Origin of the sequence: Qipengyuania aquimaris (genome assembly GCF_020171965.1) — a bacterium.
Classification (GTDB): Bacteria; Pseudomonadota; Alphaproteobacteria; order Sphingomonadales; family Sphingomonadaceae; genus Qipengyuania; species Qipengyuania aquimaris_A.
Window position 1 is genome coordinate 1,484,925 of sequence record NZ_JAIUZK010000001.1, and the last position, 19,821, is coordinate 1,504,745.

16 protein-coding genes are annotated in these 19,821 nt (G+C 62.6%); 7 read left to right on the plus strand and 9 right to left on the minus strand.

Annotated features, from left to right (window positions below; all coding sequences use genetic code 11):
- Positions 1-57: 57 nt before the first annotated feature.
- From hisS to metK, 6 genes are all read left to right on the plus strand, one after another.
- Positions 58-1,293: a histidine--tRNA ligase gene (gene hisS, locus LCM24_RS07385; protein ID WP_224803390.1), complete on the plus strand. Its 1,236-nt coding sequence runs from the start codon at positions 58-60 to the stop codon at positions 1,291-1,293.
- A 2-nt stretch (positions 1,294-1,295) separates the two neighbouring features.
- Entirely contained in the window at positions 1,296-2,363 is a 1,068-nt protein-coding gene (gene prfA, locus LCM24_RS07390) for a peptide chain release factor 1 (RefSeq protein WP_224803391.1), read from the plus strand.
- Positions 2,364-2,372: 9 nt separating this feature from the next.
- Positions 2,373-3,194, plus strand: a complete 822-nt coding sequence (prmC, locus tag LCM24_RS07395; RefSeq protein WP_224803392.1) for a peptide chain release factor N(5)-glutamine methyltransferase — start codon at positions 2,373-2,375, stop codon at positions 3,192-3,194.
- Between the two features lie 234 nt (positions 3,195-3,428).
- Entirely contained in the window at positions 3,429-4,079 is a 651-nt protein-coding gene (locus LCM24_RS07400; protein WP_224803393.1) for a DUF4167 domain-containing protein, read from the plus strand.
- Positions 4,080-4,143: 64 nt separating this feature from the next.
- Complete coding sequence (gene lnt, locus LCM24_RS07405; protein ID WP_224803394.1) at positions 4,144-5,739, plus strand: apolipoprotein N-acyltransferase; 1,596 nt, start codon at positions 4,144-4,146, stop codon at positions 5,737-5,739.
- Positions 5,740-5,772: 33 nt separating this feature from the next.
- Positions 5,773-7,011 carry a methionine adenosyltransferase gene (gene metK / locus LCM24_RS07410; RefSeq protein WP_224803395.1) on the plus strand — a complete coding sequence of 413 codons (1,239 nt, stop codon included), beginning with the start codon at positions 5,773-5,775 and terminating at the stop codon, positions 7,009-7,011.
- A gap of 61 nt (positions 7,012-7,072) precedes the next feature.
- Here the strand turns inward: metK and LCM24_RS07415 are convergent, their stop codons facing one another.
- The 6 genes from LCM24_RS07415 to LCM24_RS07440 form a co-directional block, all read right to left on the minus strand.
- Entirely contained in the window at positions 7,073-7,480 is a 408-nt protein-coding gene (locus tag LCM24_RS07415) for a hypothetical protein (RefSeq protein WP_224803396.1), read from the minus strand.
- Between the two features lie 82 nt (positions 7,481-7,562).
- Positions 7,563-8,099: a GbsR/MarR family transcriptional regulator gene (locus LCM24_RS07420; protein WP_224803485.1), complete on the minus strand. Its 537-nt coding sequence runs from the start codon at positions 8,097-8,099 to the stop codon at positions 7,563-7,565.
- A gap of 87 nt (positions 8,100-8,186) precedes the next feature.
- Positions 8,187-9,335, minus strand: a complete 1,149-nt coding sequence (locus LCM24_RS07425) for a CaiB/BaiF CoA transferase family protein (protein WP_224803397.1) — start codon at positions 9,333-9,335, stop codon at positions 8,187-8,189.
- 7 nt (positions 9,336-9,342) lie between these two features.
- Positions 9,343-10,008: a CoA transferase subunit B gene (locus LCM24_RS07430; RefSeq protein WP_224803398.1), complete on the minus strand. Its 666-nt coding sequence runs from the start codon at positions 10,006-10,008 to the stop codon at positions 9,343-9,345.
- Between the two features lies 1 nt (position 10,009).
- Positions 10,010-10,915, minus strand: coding sequence for a 5'-nucleotidase, lipoprotein e(P4) family (locus LCM24_RS07435; protein ID WP_224803399.1), 906 nt, complete (start codon positions 10,913-10,915; stop codon positions 10,010-10,012).
- Positions 10,912-11,619, minus strand: coding sequence for a CoA transferase subunit A (locus LCM24_RS07440; protein WP_224803400.1), 708 nt, complete (start codon positions 11,617-11,619; stop codon positions 10,912-10,914). The genes LCM24_RS07435 and LCM24_RS07440 overlap by 4 nt, the downstream gene beginning before the upstream one ends.
- A 419-nt stretch (positions 11,620-12,038) precedes the next feature.
- On the opposite strand from LCM24_RS07440, the gene LCM24_RS07445 reads away from it, so the two are divergent.
- On the plus strand, positions 12,039-14,348 hold the full coding sequence (locus tag LCM24_RS07445) for a CDC48 family AAA ATPase (RefSeq protein ID WP_224803401.1): 2,310 nt from the start codon (positions 12,039-12,041) through the stop codon (positions 14,346-14,348).
- 22 nt (positions 14,349-14,370) lie between these two features.
- Here the strand turns inward: LCM24_RS07445 and LCM24_RS07450 are convergent, their stop codons facing one another.
- From LCM24_RS07450 to polA, 3 genes are read right to left on the minus strand one after another with little or no spacing between them, the layout of a single operon-like run.
- Complete coding sequence (locus tag LCM24_RS07450; protein ID WP_224803402.1) at positions 14,371-15,450, minus strand: mechanosensitive ion channel family protein; 1,080 nt, start codon at positions 15,448-15,450, stop codon at positions 14,371-14,373.
- 12 nt (positions 15,451-15,462) lie between these two features.
- Entirely contained in the window at positions 15,463-16,773 is a 1,311-nt protein-coding gene (locus LCM24_RS07455; RefSeq protein WP_224803403.1) for a sensor histidine kinase, read from the minus strand.
- On the minus strand, positions 16,770-19,604 hold the full coding sequence (gene polA / locus LCM24_RS07460; RefSeq protein ID WP_224803404.1) for a DNA polymerase I: 2,835 nt from the start codon (positions 19,602-19,604) through the stop codon (positions 16,770-16,772). The genes LCM24_RS07455 and polA overlap by 4 nt, the downstream gene beginning before the upstream one ends.
- Between the last annotated feature and the right edge of the window lie 217 nt (positions 19,605-19,821).

Sequence of the window (19,821 nt, forward strand, 5' to 3'; positions counted from 1 at the left end):
CGATAGCGGCTTGCGAAGCATTGCGGAAGGGGGACGATAGTCCTAATCGCGCCTCCCATGGCAAAAACTCCCCAAGCTATCCGCGGAACGCAGGACGTTTTCGGCGCCGATGCCGAAGCCTTCGCCTTCGTGGTCGAGACTTTCGAACGCGTGCGCAGGCTTTATCGCTTCCGCCGCGTGGAAATGCCGGTCTTCGAGAAGACCGAGGTTTTCAGTCGCGCCATCGGCGAGACGACCGATGTGGTGTCGAAGGAAATGTATTCCTTCGAGGACCGCGGCGGCGATTCGCTGACACTGCGCCCGGAATTCACCGCTGGGATCGCGCGCGCCTATCTTTCCAACGGCTGGCAGCAGCACGCCCCGCTCAAGGTCGCGACGCACGGCCCCCTGTTTCGTTACGAGCGGCCGCAGAAGGGGCGCTATCGTCAGTTCCACCAGATCGATGCGGAGATCATCGGCGCGGCAGAACCGCAGGCGGACGTGGAACTGCTGGCCATGGCCGACCAGCTGCTGAAGGAACTCGGCATCGAGGGCGTGACGCTGCACCTCAACACGCTGGGCGATGGCGACAGCCGCGAAGCCTGGCGCGCCGCGCTGGTCGAATACTTCCGCGCCGTGAAGGACGAGTTGAGCGAAGATTCGCAGGAGCGGCTGGAAAAGAACCCGCTGCGCATCCTCGACAGCAAGGATCGCCGCGACCAGCGCTTCGTTGCCGATGCGCCCAGGATCGACGATTTCCTGACCGAGGAGGCCAAGGCCTTCTTCGAAGCCGTCACCAGCGGTCTCGATGCGGCGGGCGTGAAATGGCAGCGCGCCGAAAGCCTCGTGCGCGGTCTCGACTATTACCGCCACACGGCCTTCGAATTCATTCCCGACGAGGGCAGCGAGGCCGCCGGCAAGCTGGGTAGCCAGAGCACCATCCTCGGCGGCGGGCGCTATGACGGGCTGATGGAAAGCCTCGGCGGCGCTCCCACGCCTGCGGTCGGCTGGGCAGCGGGGATCGAGCGGCTGGCGATGCTGGTGGGCGACAAGGATGAGCCCAATGCCGACGTGGTCGTGGTGGTCGAGAACGACGAACTGATCCAGAGCGCCATTGCTGCGATTGGAAAGATCAGGGCGGCTGGTCACTCTGCCGACCTCATGGCCACTGGGAGCCCACGCAAGCGTTTCGACAAGGCTGTCAAAGCGGGAGCGGACAAAATCGTCGCATTCGACCTGCGCGACGGTGTCGAACACGTGCGTATCAAGGCCGATGACGGTGCCAGGGGCACAATCGAGAAGCTGCTCGACTGATCATGAAAGTCCCCGCCGAACGCCTTGACCAGATCGCCAATCGCTTCGCCGAGCTCGAGGCGCGCATGGCGTCGGGCCAGCTGGAGGGCGATGAGTTCGTCCAGGCGAGCCGTGATTATGCCGAGTTGGAGCCGGTCGCCAAGGTCGCGGCCGAAGTGAAGGCGGCGCGCGCAGAGATTGCCGAGCTGGAGGAAATGCTCGCCGATCCGGAAATGAAGGCCATGGCGGAGGAGGAGCTGGCCGCGCTGCGCGAACGCCTTCCGCAAGCCGAGCGCCAGCTCGCTATCGCCATGCTCCCGCGCGACAGTGCCGACAACAAGCCCGCCATGCTGGAAATCCGGGCCGGGACGGGAGGTGACGAGGCGGCGCTGTTCGCTGGCGATCTCTACCGGATGTACGAGCGCTTCGCGGCAGAGCAAGGCTGGAAGGTCGAACCTGTCAGCCTCAGCGCGTCCGAAGTCGGCGGCTTCAAGGAAGTCGTCGCCAATGTCACCGGCACCGGCGTCTTTGCGAAACTGAAATTCGAAAGCGGGGTCCACCGGGTGCAGCGCGTGCCCGAGACCGAAAGCGGCGGGCGCATCCATACCTCGGCTGCCACCGTGGCGGTCCTGCCCGAACCCGACGAGGTCGATGTGCAGATCGACCCGACCGAGCTCAAGATCGACACCTACCGCGCCAGCGGCGCAGGCGGCCAGCACGTCAACACGACCGATAGCGCTATCCGTATCACGCACTTGCCGACCGGAACGGTGGTTACCTGCCAGGACGGGCGCAGCCAGCACAAGAACAAGGAAAAGGCGCTGCAGGTCCTGCGCACGCGCCTCTACGACGCCCAGCGCGAGGCGACGCAGGGTGCCGAGGCGGAAGCGCGCAAGGCCATGGTCGGCAGCGGCGACCGGTCCGAACGCATCCGCACCTACAACTTCCCGCAAGGCCGCGTGACCGATCACCGCATCGGCCTGACCTTGCAGAAGCTGCCCCAGATCATCGCCGGGCCGGGCTTGGGCGAACTGATCGATGCGCTGATCGCGGAAGACGAAGCCAAGCGTCTCGCCGCCCTCAATGAATAAGCGCGCGCGATGACGGTCGCCGATGCGATCCGCCAGGCGGCGGAGCGACTGTCCGCAACCAGCGACACCGCGCGGCTCGATGCCGAATTGCTGATGGCGCATGCGCTGGGCGTCTCGCGCTCTCGCATGCTCGTCACGCTGATGCGCGAGGACGAACCTCCTTCGTTCGACGGTCTCGTCGTAAGGCGCATCGCACGTGAACCGGTGGCCTACATCACCGGATTGCAGGAGTTTCGCGGACTGGAATTTCGCGTCACGCCGGACACGCTGATTCCCCGCGGTGATAGCGAGACCATCGTCGAGGCGGCGCTGGAAGCCGCGCCGGACGCGCGGCGCGTGCTCGATATGGGGACGGGGACGGGCGCCCTGCTGCTCGCCGTGCTCGAAGAGCTGCCCGAGGCGAGCGGGGTCGGTATCGATGCCTCGGCGGCTGCGACGGCGATTGCGAAAGAGAACGGGGAGCGCCTCGGCCTTGCGGAACGCGCACAATTCCTGACACGCAGCTGGCTGGATGGCGGTTGGACGGAAGGATTGGGCCAATTCGACCTCATCCTCTGCAATCCGCCCTATGTCGAAGACGATGCCGCGCTCGACCCGGATGTCCGCGACTACGAACCCGCCAGCGCCCTGTTTTCGGGTGCAGAGGGGCTTGACGACTATCGCGTGATTATCCCGCAGCTTGGCAAGCTGATTATTGCTGGCGGTGCGGCAGTGCTCGAAATCGGTGCAAATCAGGCCGAACAGGTCTCCGCCATCGCGCACGACTCGGGCTTTGCAACCGAGCTTCGCAGGGACCTCGCTGACCGTCCGAGAGCACTTATCCTTAGATAAGGCTTGGCAAAGGCGATTCGAGGCTCTAAATCTGGCCATAGGCCAGTGGTGTGCGGGTAACTTCGCCCCACCGGTTCTAGCTCCGACATTGCAGTTCTGGTGCGAGGCATTCGGCCCCGTATACCATGCACGAAAAGGGGCACGCACGACGTCAGGAGGCGTCTTGTGCGCAAGGGGATTCGCGGCACTTGCGGGCTTTGCCTCGTGCCGCGCCATTGATGAGGACGAGTATCCTTGAACAATAATCGTAATAACCGTCGTCGCGGTCGCGGCAATCGCAACCAGGGCGGTGCCAATTCGGCGAACCGGATCGACAGTCGCGCGCGCGGCAACGCTCCGCAGCTGCTCGACAAGTACAAGAAGCTTGCCCAGGACGCCCAGCACAATGGCGACCGCGTGCAGGCTGAACACTACCTGCAGTTTGCCGATCACTATTTCCGCGTGATCGCGGACAACAAGGCACGACAGGAAGAAGCCAAGGCGAAGCGCAACGAAGAGCGCGGCGGCAATTCTTCCGATGACGAGGATGATGACGACGACGGCGATGATCGCCGCCAGAACCGTCGCCAGCGCTCGCGTCGCGATGATGGCCAGGACCAGTCGGGTGGCCGCCAGCGCAAGTCGCGCGACAATTCCGGTGATGACGACAACGGGTCGGACAACTCGTTCCGCAGCGACGATGGCGAAGACAAGCCGAAAAAGCGCCGCGCCCCCCGCAAGGCTCCGAAGAGTATCGAGGGAGAGCAGGGCGTAGAAGGCGAAATCGACGCAGCCGCCCTGCCGCCTGCGATCGGTTCGAACGACGATGACGGTGACGACAAGCCCGCACCGCGTCGCCGCCGCCGCAAGGCCGAAGACTCCGACGCGGAAAGCGCTGTCGGCTGAGGCTGGCCATTACGGCTGACGCTTTCGATTGCCATTGCCGCGCCCGTTGTTAACAGGCGTGGCAATGGATCGCATTTCCGACTTCCTTGACCGGCATCCGTACTGGAGCGCGCTTTCGCTCGGGCTGGTGTCGGCACTCGGCTATCCGCCGCTCGGCCTATGGCCGCTTGCGCTTGCAGGAATGGCCGGTTTCGTCTGGCTGCTCCACCGACTGACGAGCGCCAAGGGCGCTTTCTTCGCCGGATGGCTGTTCGGGGTCGCGCATTTCACCCTGACGAACAACTGGATTGCGACGGCGTTCACCTATCAGGCGGAAATGCCCGCCTGGCTCGGCTGGCTCGCCGTCCCGCTCCTCTCGCTCTACCTTGCGATCTGGCCTGCCCTGGCAAGCTGGGGCGCTTGGATGCTCTCCGCCAAGCATAAACTACCTGTCTTCTCACTGGCCTTCGGAGCGCTGTGGATCGCTGCGGAATGGTTCAAGAGCTGGGTCTTCACCGGCTATGCCTGGGGACCATTTTCGATGGCATTCCTGGGGGATTGGACGCGCCCCGGCCTGGCGCGCCTGCTGCCTATCACCGGCACCTACGCACTGTCGGGCTTGCTGGTCGCACTTGCCGGAGTGCTCGCCTGGCTGGTTGCCGCACGGCGCCGGAGGGCGCTTGGCATTGTCGGCGTTCTGCTCATCCTTGGCATGCTCTGGCCTGCGGGCACCGCTCGCGAAGGAACACTCGCTCTCACGCTCGTACAGCCCAATCTCAAGCAGGAAGAGATCGACGATCCGACCAAGTTCGAGGACCAGTTCCAGCAGATAGCATCGCTCAGTCAAAAGCGGCGTGAAGTGGACAGGAGGCTGATCCTGTGGCCCGAAAGCGGCGTGCCCGACTATTTGCGCGAGGGGTATCCGCAGCGCTATTACGACCGGATGACAGCGGGGGGCGATCCGGCCTTCGCCCGCTTCCGCATCGGCCAGGCGATTGGCGATGGCGGCCTACTTCTGACAGGTGCGGTCGATCTGGAAATCGGCGAGGTCGACGGATACCGCAGGGCGACCGGAGCCTACAATGCGATCACGCCAATCACGGCCGACGGGCTGATCGGACCGCGCTATGCCAAGGCGCACCTCGTCCCCTATGGCGAATACCTCCCGATGCGCGCCCTGCTGGAGCCGCTCGGCCTGACCAGGCTGGTGGCGGGCAGCATCGATTTCATTCCCGGGCCCGGGCCTCAGACGGTCGATCTGAAACAATACGGCAAGGCGGGCATGCAGATTTGCTACGAAATCGTCTTTTCCGGCGATGTCGTCGACCGGGAAGAGCGCCCGGACTATATCTTCAATCCCTCGAACGACGGCTGGTTCGGAAGCTGGGGCCCGCCGCAACACCTCGCACAAGCGCGGATGAGGGCGATAGAGGAAGGCCTGCCGGTGCTGCGCTCCACCACGACAGGGATCAGCGCCGTCATCGACGCGCGCGGCGTCGTGCGCAGCCATATCGGCAGGGGCGAGGCCGACCGGATCGACACCATGGTGCCTCCGCCTTCGGGAGCGACCTTGTTCTCGCTCTTCGGCCACTGGCTGACACTTATCTGGGCAATGGTTCTTTTCGCCTGTTCTTTGGTTGCCATGCGCGTGCGAGACCGTTACGTGTCGGATCACACATAAAGCTTTCTTTATATCTCTATTTCCGGGGTCTCAATGCGCACTGATTACCTGTTCACTTCCGAAAGCGTTTCGGAAGGCCATCCAGACAAGGTTTCCGACCAGATCTCCGACGCCATCGTCGACCTCATGCTGGCCAAGGACCCGGAAGCTCGCGTTGCGTGCGAGACCATGACCACCACCCAGCGGGTCATCCTGTCGGGCGAAATCCGCTGCGCACCGATGTATGATGCAGCCAACCCCGAATGGGCAGAGAACGGCGGCTGGGCGCCGGGCGCAAAGGAAGAGATCGAGAAGGCTGTCCGCCGTACCGTGCGCGAAATCGGTTACGAGCAGGAAGGCTTCCACTGGCAGACGCTGACCTTCGAAAACCATCTTCACGGCCAGTCCTCGGAAATTGCGCAGGGCGTCGATGCCAGCGGCAACAAGGACGAGGGCGCTGGCGACCAGGGCATCATGTTCGGCTTTGCCTGCAACGAAACGCCCGACCTGATGCCGGCTACTCTCGACTACAGTCACAAGATCCTTGAACGCCTCGCTGCAGATCGCAAGAGCGGGGCGGCGCCGTTCCTCGAACCGGACGCGAAGAGCCAGGTCACCCTGCGTTACGAAAACGGCGTTCCCAAGGAATGCACTGCTATCGTGGTCTCTTCCCAGCACGCGAAGGGCTATCACGAGGGCGAAAAGGAAGCCGAACTGAAGGCCTATGTCCGCGGCGTCGTTGCCGACATCCTGCCCGAAGGCTGGCTGTCCGACGACACGCAATGGCATATCAACCCCACCGGCGCTTTCGAAATTGGTGGTCCTGATGGCGACGCGGGTCTCACCGGCCGCAAGATCATCGTCGACACCTATGGTGGCGCAGCTCCGCATGGCGGCGGCGCCTTCAGTGGCAAGGACCCGACCAAGGTCGACCGTTCCGCCGCTTACATCGCGCGCTACCTTGCCAAGAATATCGTCGCGGCAGGCCTCGCGCGTCGCTGCACGATCCAGCTTGCCTATGCGATCGGCGTGTCGAAGCCGCTGTCGCTCTATGTCGATACGCACGGCACCTGTGCCGATGGCGTTACCGACGAAGCGCTGGAAAATGCGATCGCATCGATCAACAAGCTGGGCGGCCTGACCCCGCGCGGCATTCGCATGCATCTGGGCCTCAACAAGCCGATCTATCGCCAGAGCGCCGCTTACGGGCATTTCGGGCGGCAGGCTGACGGGGATACCTTCCCGTGGGAGCGGACCGACCTGATCGACGATCTGAAGGCCGCGCTGGCCTGAATTCGAAACGAGAAAGGGCGGCCCTCTACAGGCCGCCCTTTTTTCTTGCAGTCGAACCGCTTCAGCCGAGCCTGACGCCTTGGGGCTGCGGTTCGCGCTGGTTGCCATAGTCGTCTTCGCGCAGCCATTGCCCGACCTTGCGACCGAACTTGGCGACGGCGTTCATGTTGAAGAAGTGCATGAAGCCGAGGGCAACGACCACGAGGCCGATTTTCGTCGAGAGAAACTCGAGCACCTCTGCCGCGCCTTGGGGCTCGCTGCCGAAACGCAGCGTCAGCAAGATCCACCCCAGGTTGACGAGATAGAAGCCGACGACGAGCAGGTGGTTCGTCGAATGCGCGAGATTATCGTCGTGTCCGAAGCATTCCTTCAGAAAGACGATTCCGTTCTTCGACAGCGTGCGCGCGACCCAGATCGTGAGGCCGATGCTGATAACGAGATAGGCGACATATGCTGGAACGAGGTACATGAGGTTTCTCCTCTAATTTCTGAAATTTGAGAAATCGGTATTTACAGCACTTCGATGACGCTCCTTTTCGCTGGTTTAGGGATCAGGTCTTGGTCTTGCCGCCCGGCAGGAGACGCGCGACGCGGCTGCCGAGTTTCATCAAGGTCATGAGGGTCGATTTGGGCAGGCGCCGGACGTCGGCATACCAGCCTGCGAGATTGCCGATAAATTCGTGCATCCGGCCAACACGTTCGCGCAGGTGCTCGGGCACGTCGTCCCGCTTCGCCAGGCTTTCGGACAGCTCGCCCAGTAGCTGGATCGTCGGATCGATCTCGCGCCGCTTGCGCTCGGCCGTGATCTTCATGAGCATGTCCCACAAATCGCTTTCGGCAACGAAGTGGTCGCGCCGGTCGCCCTCGACGTGGACGCGGCGCACGATCTGGTAGGATTGCAGTTCCTTCAGCCCATTCGAGACATTCGAACGGGCGAGGCCCAGCTTGTCACAGATATCCTCCGCATGGCGCGGGCGATCCGACAGATAGAGCAGTGCGTGGATCTGCGCGACCGAGCGGTTGACGCCCCATTCGCTGCCCATCTCACCCCAATGCAGGATGAATGCGCGCGCTTCGGGGATTTCCATGATCTCGGCCACGACTCGGCTCCTTTTGTGATTTCTGTAATTACAGAAACAACAGGAGACGTCAATAGGGGTTTCAAGGTCTGCGGATTAGCCGGCGTTGTGCTCGCCCTTTGCCGGGGAGGGACGATCGAGCGTCATCTCGGCGTCCGAGAAGGAGAAGGGACTGCGGAGGCCGGGCACGCCTTGTGGCGAAATGCGCATTCCGCGCGCCCGGACCTGAGGATCTGCGAACACTTGGTCGAGCGTATTGATCGGGCCCGCAGGCACGCCCTTCTCGGCACAGGCGGCAAGCAGGTCTGCGCGTGACCACTTGGCCGTCTCGCCCGCGATGAGGCCATCGATTTCTGTGCGATTTGCGACCCGCCCTTCATTGGTCGCGAAACGCGTGTCTTCCAGCAGGTCGGGCCGGTCGAGTAGTGCCAGCAGCTTGCGGAAGAGCACATCGTTGGCGGGAGCCAGTACGACGGCTCCGTCCTTCGTCGGAAAGACCCCATAGGCACTGACCTGTGCATGCGCATTGCCCATGCGCGGCGGATTCTTGCCGGTCGCAAAATAGCTCATCGCCTGGTTTGCCAAGAGGCCGACCGAACAATCCAGCAGGCTCATGTCGATCCACTGGCCCTTGCCGGTGCGATGCCGCATCAACAGCGCAGACTGCACTGCATTGGCCGACCAGAGCCCGCAGGCCAGATCGCTGATCGAGACCCCGTGCTTCATCGGATCGCCATCCGGTTCGCCGGTGAGGGACATGAACCCGCTCATCGCCTGGATAACGAAATCATATCCCGGCTCATCGCGGCGCGGGCCATCCTGGCCGAAGCCCGTGATCGAACAATAGACCAGCGCCGGGTTTGCCTCGGCCAGCGAGGCATAGTCGAGGCCGAACTTGGCGAGCGCTCCGGGTTTGAAATTCTCGAGCACGACATCCGCCCCGGCAGCCAACGCCTTGATTGCGGCCAGGTCATCCGGGTCGCGGAAATTCGCCACGATCCCGCGCTTGCCGCGATTGCAGCCATGGTAATAGGCCGCTGTTTTCTCGCCGCCGTGCTCGATCCAGGGCGGCCCCCAGATGCGCGTATTGTCCCCTTCGGGACTCTCGACCTTGATGACGTCCGCACCCAGATCGGCAAAAATCTGACCCGCCCAGGGGCCCGCCAGCACACGCGCCAGCTCGAGCACCTTCAACCCCGCGAGCGGAGCGTTCTCGTTGCGTGGATCGTCGAGCCAGTCGGCCATGGCGGCGTCAGCCCAGGGCGACCTCGTAATGGGCGGTCGTCTTGGCGGCGATGTCTTCTTCGCTCACGCCCGGGGCCAGTTCGATCAGGCGGAACGGGCTCTCATGGTCGGACCGCTTGAACACGCCCAGGTTGGTAATGATCATGTCGACCACGTTCTGGCCGGTCAGCGGCAAGGTGCATTCCGGGATGAACTTGGGATCGCCCGCCTTGCTGTTGTGATCCATGACCACGATGATCTTCTTCACGCCAGCGACGAGATCCATCGCGCCGCCCATGCCCTTGATCATCTTGCCGGGGATCATCCAGTTGGCGATATCTCCGTTCTCGGCCACTTCCATCGCGCCAAGAACGGTCAGGTCGATATGGCCGCCGCGGATCATCGCAAAGCTGGCCGCGCTGTCGAAATAGGCGCTGTGCGGCAATTCGCTGATGGTCTGCTTGCCGGCGTTGATGAGGTCGGCGTCTTCCTCGCCAGCATAGGGGAAGGGCCCGATGCCGAGCATCCCGTTCTCGCTCTGCAGGGTGACATGCATGCCATCGGGAATGTGGTTCGCCACCAGAGTCGGAATGCCGATGCCGAGGTTCACGTAATAGCCGTCTTCCAGCTCCTGCGCTGCGCGGGCAGCCATCTGGTCGCGGTCCCAGCCGATCTTTTCTGCTGTCTCGCTCATATCAATTGCCTTCATTCATGATCGCAGGGGCGTCGGCGGGTGCGGTTTCGGGCGACCAGCGGGTGCCCTCGGGGAAGACCTGCTCCACCGTGCCTTTCAGCGAATATCCGTAGACGGGATTAGGCAGGACGAACCAGCCATTGCCCCACAGTTGCGCGAGGTCGCCACGGGCAGCCAGTTCGCGGCGCTCGAGCGGGGTACGCGCATCGTCGTTGAAGACGTCGGCGAAGTCGCCGAGATTGTCCCCGGCCAGTGCCACAACGCAATAGCGCTCCGCGATGAGGGCGCGGCGCCCATCCTTGTCACCGCTGTTCACGCCGTCGTCGCCGCGCAGGAACAGCGTATCGCGGTGGACTGCCTCGCCAAGACCTGCGGCCGCGATCGCGCGTGCGGCACCTTCGGGGCTGAATTCACGATTGGTGTTGAAGACCGGGGTGATGCCCGCTTCGCGAAGGCGGCGGATGCCGGTGACCGCGCCGGGGACGGGGCGGACGTAGCTGGCGCCCGTCTTCTCCCATTTTTCCCAGCTTTCCTTGGAAAAGGAATTGCCAGTGACGGTCGTCCAGTATTCGTATCCCTGGTTCAGGATGACGGTCTCGTCGACGTCGAAAACGACTGCCAGCGGCTTCCAGCTTTCGCCGAGCGCACAGCTTGCCGGTCCTGCGATCTCGCCGCCGATGCCCATGGTGACCGACTGCGGGATGCGGCGCTCACGCGAGCGGGCGATCGCGTAGTCGGCGATATTGCGCCACGCCTGGATTGAGGCACCAGCTGCTTCACCGGAGCCATAAAGCCATTGCATCGTATCGGGCGCATCGGCCGAGGCGACCGGCGCTTGCGGAGCGGGGGTGGTGGCGCAACCGGTCAGCGCAACCGCCGCAATCGAGGTCATGATTGTGCGCATCATGCTTCGGCCCTCTCACGCGTCGTCACGAATTCGATCTTCTTGTCGTAGGGGGCCCCCACGATCATCCGCTGGACGTAGACGCCCGGCAAGTGGATGCAGTCGGGATCGAGGCTGCCGGTCGGTACGATCTCTTCGACCTCGACCACGCAGGTCTTGCCGCAGGTCGCTGCGGGCAGGTTGAAATTGCGCGCGGTCTTGCGGAAAACGAGGTTGCCCGTTTCGTCCGCCTTCCATGCCTTGACGATGGCGAGATCGGCGAAGATCCCGCGTTCAAGGATGTAATCCTCGCCGTCGAAATTCTTTACTTCCTTGCCCTCGGCAACCTGCGTCCCGACGCCTGTCTTGGTGTAGAAACCCGGGATGCCAGCGCCGCCTGCGCGCATGCGCTCTGCCAGGGTTCCCTGGGGGCAGAACTCGACCTCCAGTTCGCCGGAAAGGAATTGACGCTCGAATTCCTTGTTCTCTCCCACGTAGGACGAGATCATTTTCTTCACCTGCTGCGTGCGCAGCAACATGCCGATGCCTTCATTGTCGATCCCGGCATTGTTGCTGGCGAAAGTCAGACCCTTCACGCCGCTTTCGCGGATCGCCTCGAGCAGGCGCTCGGGTATGCCGCATAGGCCGAAACCGCCGCTGGCAATCAACATGTCGTCCTTGAGAAGCCCGTCGAGGGCCGAGGCGGCGTCTGGGTAGAGTTTCTTCATGCATCGCCATCTAACCGCTTCATCCGACAGTGTCACGTCGTGGTATTCCGCTCTGCCGGATCGCCAACGCAATGCTGCAGTGCAATAAAGGGCCAGACCGGCGCGAAGTGTGCATACTGCTGAAAAGAAAGAATTTTAATGCGGGTTGCCGCCTGTCAGTTGCGTCTTGCGCAACAAACCTTGTTCTTTTCGCATTTGCACAAATCGTGGAACGAGAGCATATGCAGGTCTGCCTTTCAGGCATCCTCTCCCAAGACTTTCAGACCCGGTTGGTCATTCCTCGGAATACCAGCCGGGTTTTTTCTTGCCTGCAGTAGGTCCCTTTTCGGACCCCTCGGGCACTTCGCTCATTGCAGTTTCGTGTCCTGTGCCCATTTCTGGCATGACGAAATCGAATTGATGCAAGGGAGAGTATCCGGATGGCCGATGCCGATGCAGCGACTGCGGTGGATGAGAAGACGGTAAGACTTCAGGTCGCCGCAGCACGCCAGGAAGAAAGCGGCCAGGGTATCGCGCGCATGCCGCGCTCCGCTTTCCAGGCTCTCGGCATCACCGAAGGCGACACCGTGCAGATCACCGGCAAGCGCGACACCGTCGCGATTGCGATGGCTGCTTATGACGAGGACCAGTCGCTCGACGTGATCCGCCTCGATGGCCTCCAGCGCGGCAACGCGGAAGTCGGTTCGGGCGAGCATGTCAAAGTGGTCGCTGCGGAATCGCGGCCCGCGACACGGGTCATCTTCGCTCCGGCCAACCGCGAGATGCGCCTTCAGGGGCCGGCTCAGGCACTGAAGCGCAACTTTTTCCAGAAGCCCATCATGGCCGGTGACCTCGTCGCCACGACCGGACAGCAGCCGGTGCAGAACATGCCGCAGGAAGTGCGCCGCATGTTCAACGCGCCAGCCTATGCGCTGACCCAGATCAGGCTGTCGGTCGTCTCGACCATCCCCAAGGGCATCGTCCATATCGACGAGAATACCGAGGTGGAACTGCGCGCTGAATTCGAAGAACCGCGCGATGCCCGCGCGATCATCAATTACGATGATGTCGGCGGCATGGGCGAGACCATCCAGCAATTGCGCGAAATGGTCGAACTGCCCCTACGCTATCCCGAACTCTTTACCCGCCTCGGTGTCGATCCGCCCAAGGGCGTGCTGCTCCACGGCCCGCCCGGGACCGGCAAGACCCGCCTTGCGCAGGCCGTCGCCAATGAAAGCGATGCGAATTTCTTCACCATCAACGGGCCGGAAATCATGGGCTCGGGCTATGGCGAAAGCGAAAAGGCGCTCCGCCAGGTTTTCGAAGAGGCCACCAAGTCGGCGCCTGCCATCGTCTTCATCGACGAGATCGACTCCATCGCGCCGAAACGCGACCGCGTGCCGGGTGAGGCGGAGAAGCGCCTTGTTGCCCAGCTCCTCACGCTGATGGACGGACTGGAAGCGCGCTCGAACCTCGTGGTGATTGCCGCAACCAACCGGCCCGACGCGATCGACGAAGCGCTGCGGCGGCCGGGTCGCTTCGACCGCGAAATCGTGATCGGTGTCCCTGACGAGCAAGGGCGCCGCGAGATCCTCGGCATCCACACGCGCGGTATGCCGCTCGGCGATCGGGTCGATCTGCAGGAGCTGGCCAAGGCGACATACGGATTTGTCGGGGCGGACATCGCCGCGCTCGCACGCGAAGCGGCCATCGATGCCGTCCGCCGCATCATGCCCAAGATCGACCTCGACGAGCGGACTATCCCGCCGGAAGTCCTCGACGAGCTATGCGTGACGCGCGAGGACTTTCTCGAAGCCCTCAAACGCATCCAGCCCTCGGCAATGCGCGAAGTCATGGTCCAGATGCCCAATGTGGGGTGGAGCGATATCGGCGGCGTCGGCGACGCAATCGAGAAGCTGAAGGAAGGCATCGAATTGCCGATGAGAAATCCCGACGCTTTCCGTCGCCTCGGGATCAGGCCAGCCAAGGGCTTCCTGCTCTATGGTCCTCCCGGCACCGGCAAGACCCTCCTCGCCAAAGCCGTGGCGAAAGAGGCGAAAGCCAATTTCATCTCAATGAAGAGTTCGGACCTGCTGTCGAAATGGTATGGCGAGAGCGAGCAACAGATTGCCCGCATGTTCAAGCGCGCACGTGCGGTCGCACCCTGCGTGATTTTTATCGACGAGATCGACAGCCTCGTCCCCGCGCGCGGAAGTGGGCAGGGCGAACCGCAGGTCACGGGCCGCGTGGTGAACACCATTCTTGCCGAAATGGACGGGCTGGAAGAACTCCAGTCGGTCGTCGTCATCGGGGCCACCAACCGGCCGACGCTGGTTGACCCCGCCCTGCTGCGGCCCGGTCGTTTCGACGAATTGGTCTACGTCGGCACGCCCGACAAGCCGGGGCGCGAGCAGATCCTGGGCATCCATACGGCCAACATGCCGCTAGCGGAGGACGTCTCCCTGACCGATGTTGCTGGTAAGACGGAGCGCTTCACCGGAGCTGACCTCGAAGACGTGGTTCGCCGTGCCGGTCTCAACGCGCTCCAGCGGGCGGGCGGCGATGTGCAGGAAGTAACGGCCGCCGATTTTGCCGAAGCCCTGAAAGACAGCCGCGCCACCGTAACTTCCAAGATGGAAGCGGAATATCGCAAGATGCGGGGCGAACTGAAGAAGCGGGCGGCGGAGGTGCAGCCGATCGGCTTCATTCACGAAGGCATGGTCGAAAGTACACGCGACCAGAAGCACTGAGCCACGCGGTGGTGGGCGTCGTTCAGCCGCCCATCACCCGCTGGTTCGCCGCTTCTACTTCAAGGCGGTGCCGGATAAGCGCGCCCGGCTGGTTTTCGCGTAGCCATTCCACCATGTGTTCGCGAGTGGCGCAGCGCAGGTTGAACAGGTCCCCGATCGTCTCTGCGCTCATCGAGAGACGTAGTTCGATGCTTTCGGGATAGGCTTCCGTCATCAACAGGGCGACATTGCGTCCATCCCAAAGCGGATGAGCCTTCACGAAGCGTTCGAATTCTTCGCGGATCGGCTCGACCTTGGTCGCCGGATCGAGATGCAGCATCACGGGACCGGTCAGCTTCTCGCTCACGCGTGACCAGTTTTCGAATGCATTCTCGAGGAATACGGAGGTGGGCACCACCAGCACCCGTTCGTCCCATGTGCGCACGGTGACGAAACTCATGCGGATTTCCTCGACACGGCCCGCCTGGCCTTCGACCTTAACGAGGTCGCCGATACGCAGGGGCTGTGTCAGCGCCATCTGCAGGCCGGAGATAAGCGATTTCAACGCCGGCTGTGCCGCGGCACCGATCGCGAGCGCTGCAAGTCCGGCCGATGCGAGCAGGGTTGTGCCGACTTTTGCGACGCCGGGAATGCTCAGCATGACCAGCGATATGGTGATGATGACGATCGCGAAGGTCGCGGTGCGCGACAGGATCGAAATGCGGGTGCGCAGGGAACGCGTGGCGACCTCGTCGCCGGTCAGTTCGACCTGTCGTGAATACCCGGCTGCAAAACCCTTCACCAGCGAATAGGCCACCCAGCCAAGCACGAAAGGCGTCAGGAACGAGCTGAAGACGTCCCAACCATCGCCGACGAGATGATCGTTTTCCGCGGCAATGGAGATGGCAAAGCCGATTATCGCCCACCGCAGCGGCTTGCGCACGCGTTCGACGATAACGTCGTCGATCTGGCTGTCCGAAGTCTTGGTGAACCTGCGTAGCGCGGCGAAGACAAGATAGTGCAGGACCAGTGCCAGCACGACCGCCGCCGTCAGAACAATACCCGTGTGGAGGAGGCCCTCGTACGAAATGGGCCAGTTTCGCGGATCGTAACGTTCGAGCATGCGAGAGAGCAACTAGGGGGCCTCCGGATTGCTTGCAAGCGAAGTCGCGCCCTGTTCGACCGGCAAGTCGATGGTGACAATCAGGCCGTCCTTGGTGAAATCGCGCTCCACCGTGCCGCCGAATTGACGCGCGGCACTGTTCATCAGCAGGCTGCCGAAACCTTTGCGGTCCGGTTCACCGTCGAGGGGTACGCCAGTCTCACGCCAGACGAGTTTGATCCGGTCATTCTTGCGGGTCCAGCTGACGTCGATCGTTCCACCATGGGCCCAGGCGCCGTATTTGACCGCGTTCGTCGTCAGCTCATGGAAAACGAGGCCAAGCGGAGTGATCCGTTTGGCAGGCAGCAGGACCTCCGGCCCATCGATGTTCGCTTTCTGGGTCGATGACCTGTAGGGCGCCAGCGAAGTGTCGATCAGCTCTTCCAGGGACGCCAATTGGGTGTCCAGCGCACCCTGGCTTACCTCGTGCGCGGTCAGCAGCGCGCGGATACGCTCGGCAATACTGTCCGTCACGGGCTTTGCTTCCGGTTTGTCGCGTGCACTCATCTGCACGATGGCAAGCACCACCGCGAACAGGTTTTTCACGCGGTGATTGAGTTCGCGAGCGAGCAGGTCGGCGCGGTCGCGCGCCTCGCCCACTGCCGCCGCCTGCGCCGCCTCGGCCTCGGCGCGCGCTGCTCGGGAAACGAGCCTCGCGCCGAGCAGGATCGCCACGAGAATCAGGATGATGAGGCCGCCAAGCAGAGGTAGGATGCGCGCTTCGAGGCGGGCTGTGTCGGCGGCTTGTCGCGCCAGTATCTGCCGCTCGATCACGCGCATTTCGTCGACTGCCCTGCGCAGGCGCTCCATCGCTTCCTGGCCTTCGTCGGAGAGCACCGCACGCCGCGCGTCGAGGAGGCGTCCATCCTCGATCAGCATGACCGATTCTTCCATTTCGGAGAACTTCGCCCTTGCAAGAGAATCGATCTGGTCGAGCAGTTCTGCCTGGCGAACCGTGGTCTCATCGCCCAGCAGGTCGCGCAGGCGCCTCAGTGAAGGTTCGATCTGTTCGCTACCCTGCTGGTAGGACGAGAGGTAACGCCGATCCAATGTGATCAGATAGCCGCGCTGGCCGGTTTCGGCATTGAGTGCGGCATATTCCACTTCCTGTAATTCGGCCAGGACATCGGCCGTCAGGCGGGATTGCTCGCGTTCGCGGCGCTCACCTTCCAGCGTCTGGTAGACGAGGAAAATCAGGGCGAACATCGCGCCGAAAATGATCAGCGAAAGGACCGCATTGGGCCAGCGCTGTCCGCGGCGCACTAGGGCGGCGAAATCCTTCAATGTGCTGCGTCCCAGCTCTTGCCGGTGCCGATTTCGACACCGAGAGGAACGTCGAGCGTAACGGCTGGCCGCGCCGCGCCGGACATGACTTCTTCGATCACTTCTGACGCCTTGGCGACATCGCCTTCAGGCAATTCGAAGACGAGTTCGTCATGCACCTGGAGCAGCATTTTGACCTTCTCCAATCCCGCGTCGGCCAAGGCATCTTCCATGCGGATCATCGCGCGCTTGATGATATCCGCGCTGGTCCCCTGGATCGGAGCGTTGATGGCCGCGCGCTCGCTTCCTTGCCGTTCCGCCTGGTTCTTTGAGCCGATCCGGGGAAACCACGTCTTCCGCCCGAAAAGCGTTTCTGAATATCCACGCTCCCGTACCGTCTCGAGCGTTTCCATGATGTAACGCTGGATGCCCGGGAAACGCTGGAAATAGGTTTCGATCATGTCCTGCGCTTCGTCGGGTTCGACGCCGAGGCGGCCAGCCAGCCCCCAGCGCGAGATACCGTAAAGGATCGCAAAATTGATCGTCTTTGCCCGTGCGCGGGTGTCGCGCGTCACTTCGCCGAACATCTCGGTTGCGGTGCGGGCGTGGATGTCTTCGCCATTGGCGAAGGCATCCTTGAGCGGTCCGACATCGGCCATGTGTGCAGCGAGGCGAAGTTCGATCTGCGAATAGTCGGCGGCGAGGAGGACGTTGCCTTCCTCGGCAACGAAAGCTTCGCGGATCTGGCGGCCAATTGCGGTGCGGATGGGGATGTTCTGCAGGTTCGGATCGGTCGATGACAGGCGCCCCGTCTGCGCGCCGACCAGGCTATAGCTGGTATGGACGCGGCCGGTCTTCGGATTGATCGCTTCCTGAAGAGCATCGGTGTAGGTCGACTTGAGCTTGGTGAGCTGCCGCCATTCGAGGACCTTGTCCGCAATCTTGGCGCCTTCGCCCGACAGCCGCTCCAGCACGGACTGATCGGTCGAATACTGGCCGCTCTTGCCCTTCTTGCCCCCCTTGTATCCAAGCGCATCGAAGAGCACGTCGCCCAGTTGCTTGGGACTGCCGACGGTAAACTCCTTGCCCGCAAGCTCGTGGATTTCGCCTTCCAGTCGCCCTGTTTCGGTCGCAAATTCCTGCGACAGTCCGGCGAGCCGCGCGCGGTCTACCTTGATACCACGCTGTTCCATGCGTGCGACGACCGGTACCAGCGGGCGATCGACCCGCTCGTAAATCGCCGTGCCGCCCTCCTGTGGGAGGCGGCGCTTGAGGTGCTGGTAGAGGCGCCACGTTACATCGGCATCTTCGGCCGCATATTCGGTCGCCTTGTCGAGCGGGACCTCGCCGAAGGGGATCGCTTTCTTGCCCGTGCCGCAGATCTCCTTGAAGGTGAGGCAGGTGTGCGAAAGGTGGCGATCCGCCAATTCGTCCATGCCGTGACCACCGCCGATCCCGTCGAGCCCGCGACCGGCATCGAGATCGAAGCTGATGACCATGGTATCTTCGACCGGCGATACGGCAACGTCGTATCGCGAAAGGACGTTGAGGTCGTATTTGCCGTTGTGCAGGACCTTGATGACCGCATCCGAAGCGAGCAGGGGTCGCAGCGCGTCCAGCGCTTCGTCGAGACCGATCTGGTCGGGCTTCTCGGCAAACATATCGGATCCGCCATGGGCGAGCGGGATATAGCACGCCTCGTTCGGGCCGATCGCAAGGCTGATGCCGACGAGATCGGCGGCCATGCTGTCCAGCGCGCTGGTCTCGGTATCGACTGCCAGCAGGCGAGCTTTCTGGGCGCGGTCGATCCAGTCCTCGAGCCGGTCGAGCGTCTGCACGCACTCATAGGCCGACCGGTCGACAGCAGGCATTTCGGGCAGCGGCTGGACGGAACCTTCGGGCGCCGACGCGGCTCCGGCAGTTTCCTGCTTGGCGGGATTGAGATCATTCGACTTGCCCGGGCTCCCGCTGCCCGCTTCGAGGCGGCGCAAGAGGCTGGTGAAGCCGTGCTTTTCGAGGAAAGCGGCAAGCGGCTCGCTCGGCACGCCATCCAGCTTCATGTCGTCAAGCTCGACCGGAAGACCGCAGTCTTCCTTGAGCGTCACAAGCACGCGGCTGAGTTCGGCATCCTCGCGATGCTCGATCAGGCGTTCCTTGAGCTTGCTCTTCTTCATGTCTTCGGCAGCATCGAGCGCGGACGTCAGGTCGCCGTGTTCGGCGATCAACTTGCTTGCGGTCTTGGGGCCGACCCCGAAGATGCCAGGGATGTTGTCGACCGAGTCCCCCATCAATGCGAGGACATCGCCGACCTTCTCGGGGCGAACGCCGAACTTTTCCTCGACTTCCTCGATATAGATGCGGGCGTTCTTCATCGTATCGAGCATGTCGATCCGCGCGCCGTTCTCTTCGCCGACCAATTGCATGAGGTCCTTGTCCGACGAAACGATAGTGACGTCCCACCCTTGGGCCTGCGCGGCGCGGGCATAGGAAGCGATCATGTCGTCCGCCTCGACATCGGGTTCTTCGATGCAGGGCAACGAGAATGCGCGGGTCGCGTCGCGGATCAGCGGGAACTGGGGGACAAGGTCTTCCGGCGGATCGGGCCGGTTGGCCTTGTACTGGTCGTAAATTTCGTTGCGGAAGGAATGACTCGACTTGTCGAGCACCACTGCAAGGTGGGTGGGGCCGTCCGCCTTGTCGAGATCTTCGGCCAGCTTCCACAGCATGGTCGTGTAGCCGTAAACTGCACCTACCGGGGTGCCTTCTGGATCGGTCAGGGGAGGCAAGCGGTGGTACGCCCTGAATATGTAGGCGGATCCGTCGACAAGATAGAGGTGGTTTTTATCGGCCATCGCAAGTGTGACTAGCAGCGAGTCGGCACTTTGGGGAGCGCAAAGCACGCGAAAAAATGTGGCCGTGAAATGGCGGAATTCCGGCAAATGGATGGCAAATCGGGCATGAATGTGGCGAATTTGCTTGCAGTGCCACAATCCCGCCATTATTTAGACACTGTGAGGCCCGAATTCGGGCCTTGCGTCGGGGGACGGATTACTGGCTCCCCGGCCCATA

Bases quoted from the DNA above. Each gene is read 5' to 3' on its own strand.
- LCM24_RS07425 (WP_224803397.1), bottom strand. From the start codon at position 9,335: ATGGCCGACTGGCTCGACGATCCACGCAACGAGAACGCTCCGCTCGCG.
- LCM24_RS07450 (WP_224803402.1), bottom strand. From the start codon at position 15,450: ATGCTCGAACGTTACGATCCGCGAAACTGGCCCATTTCGTACGAGGGC.
- LCM24_RS07445 (WP_224803401.1), top strand. From the start codon at position 12,039: ATGGCCGATGCCGATGCAGCGACTGCGGTGGATGAGAAGACGGTAAGA.
- prmC (WP_224803392.1), top strand. From the start codon at position 2,373: ATGACGGTCGCCGATGCGATCCGCCAGGCGGCGGAGCGACTGTCCGCA.
- lnt (WP_224803394.1), top strand. From the start codon at position 4,144: ATGGATCGCATTTCCGACTTCCTTGACCGGCATCCGTACTGGAGCGCG.
- prfA (WP_224803391.1), top strand. From the start codon at position 1,296: ATGAAAGTCCCCGCCGAACGCCTTGACCAGATCGCCAATCGCTTCGCC.
- metK (WP_224803395.1), top strand. From the start codon at position 5,773: ATGCGCACTGATTACCTGTTCACTTCCGAAAGCGTTTCGGAAGGCCAT.
- polA (WP_224803404.1), bottom strand. From the start codon at position 19,604: ATGGCCGATAAAAACCACCTCTATCTTGTCGACGGATCCGCCTACATA.
- LCM24_RS07435 (WP_224803399.1), bottom strand. From the start codon at position 10,915: ATGATGCGCACAATCATGACCTCGATTGCGGCGGTTGCGCTGACCGGT.
- LCM24_RS07415 (WP_224803396.1), bottom strand. From the start codon at position 7,480: ATGTACCTCGTTCCAGCATATGTCGCCTATCTCGTTATCAGCATCGGC.
- LCM24_RS07440 (WP_224803400.1), bottom strand. From the start codon at position 11,619: ATGAAGAAACTCTACCCAGACGCCGCCTCGGCCCTCGACGGGCTTCTC.
- LCM24_RS07430 (WP_224803398.1), bottom strand. From the start codon at position 10,008: ATGAGCGAGACAGCAGAAAAGATCGGCTGGGACCGCGACCAGATGGCT.
- LCM24_RS07420 (WP_224803485.1), bottom strand. From the start codon at position 8,099: ATGGAAATCCCCGAAGCGCGCGCATTCATCCTGCATTGGGGTGAGATG.
- hisS (WP_224803390.1), top strand. From the start codon at position 58: ATGGCAAAAACTCCCCAAGCTATCCGCGGAACGCAGGACGTTTTCGGC.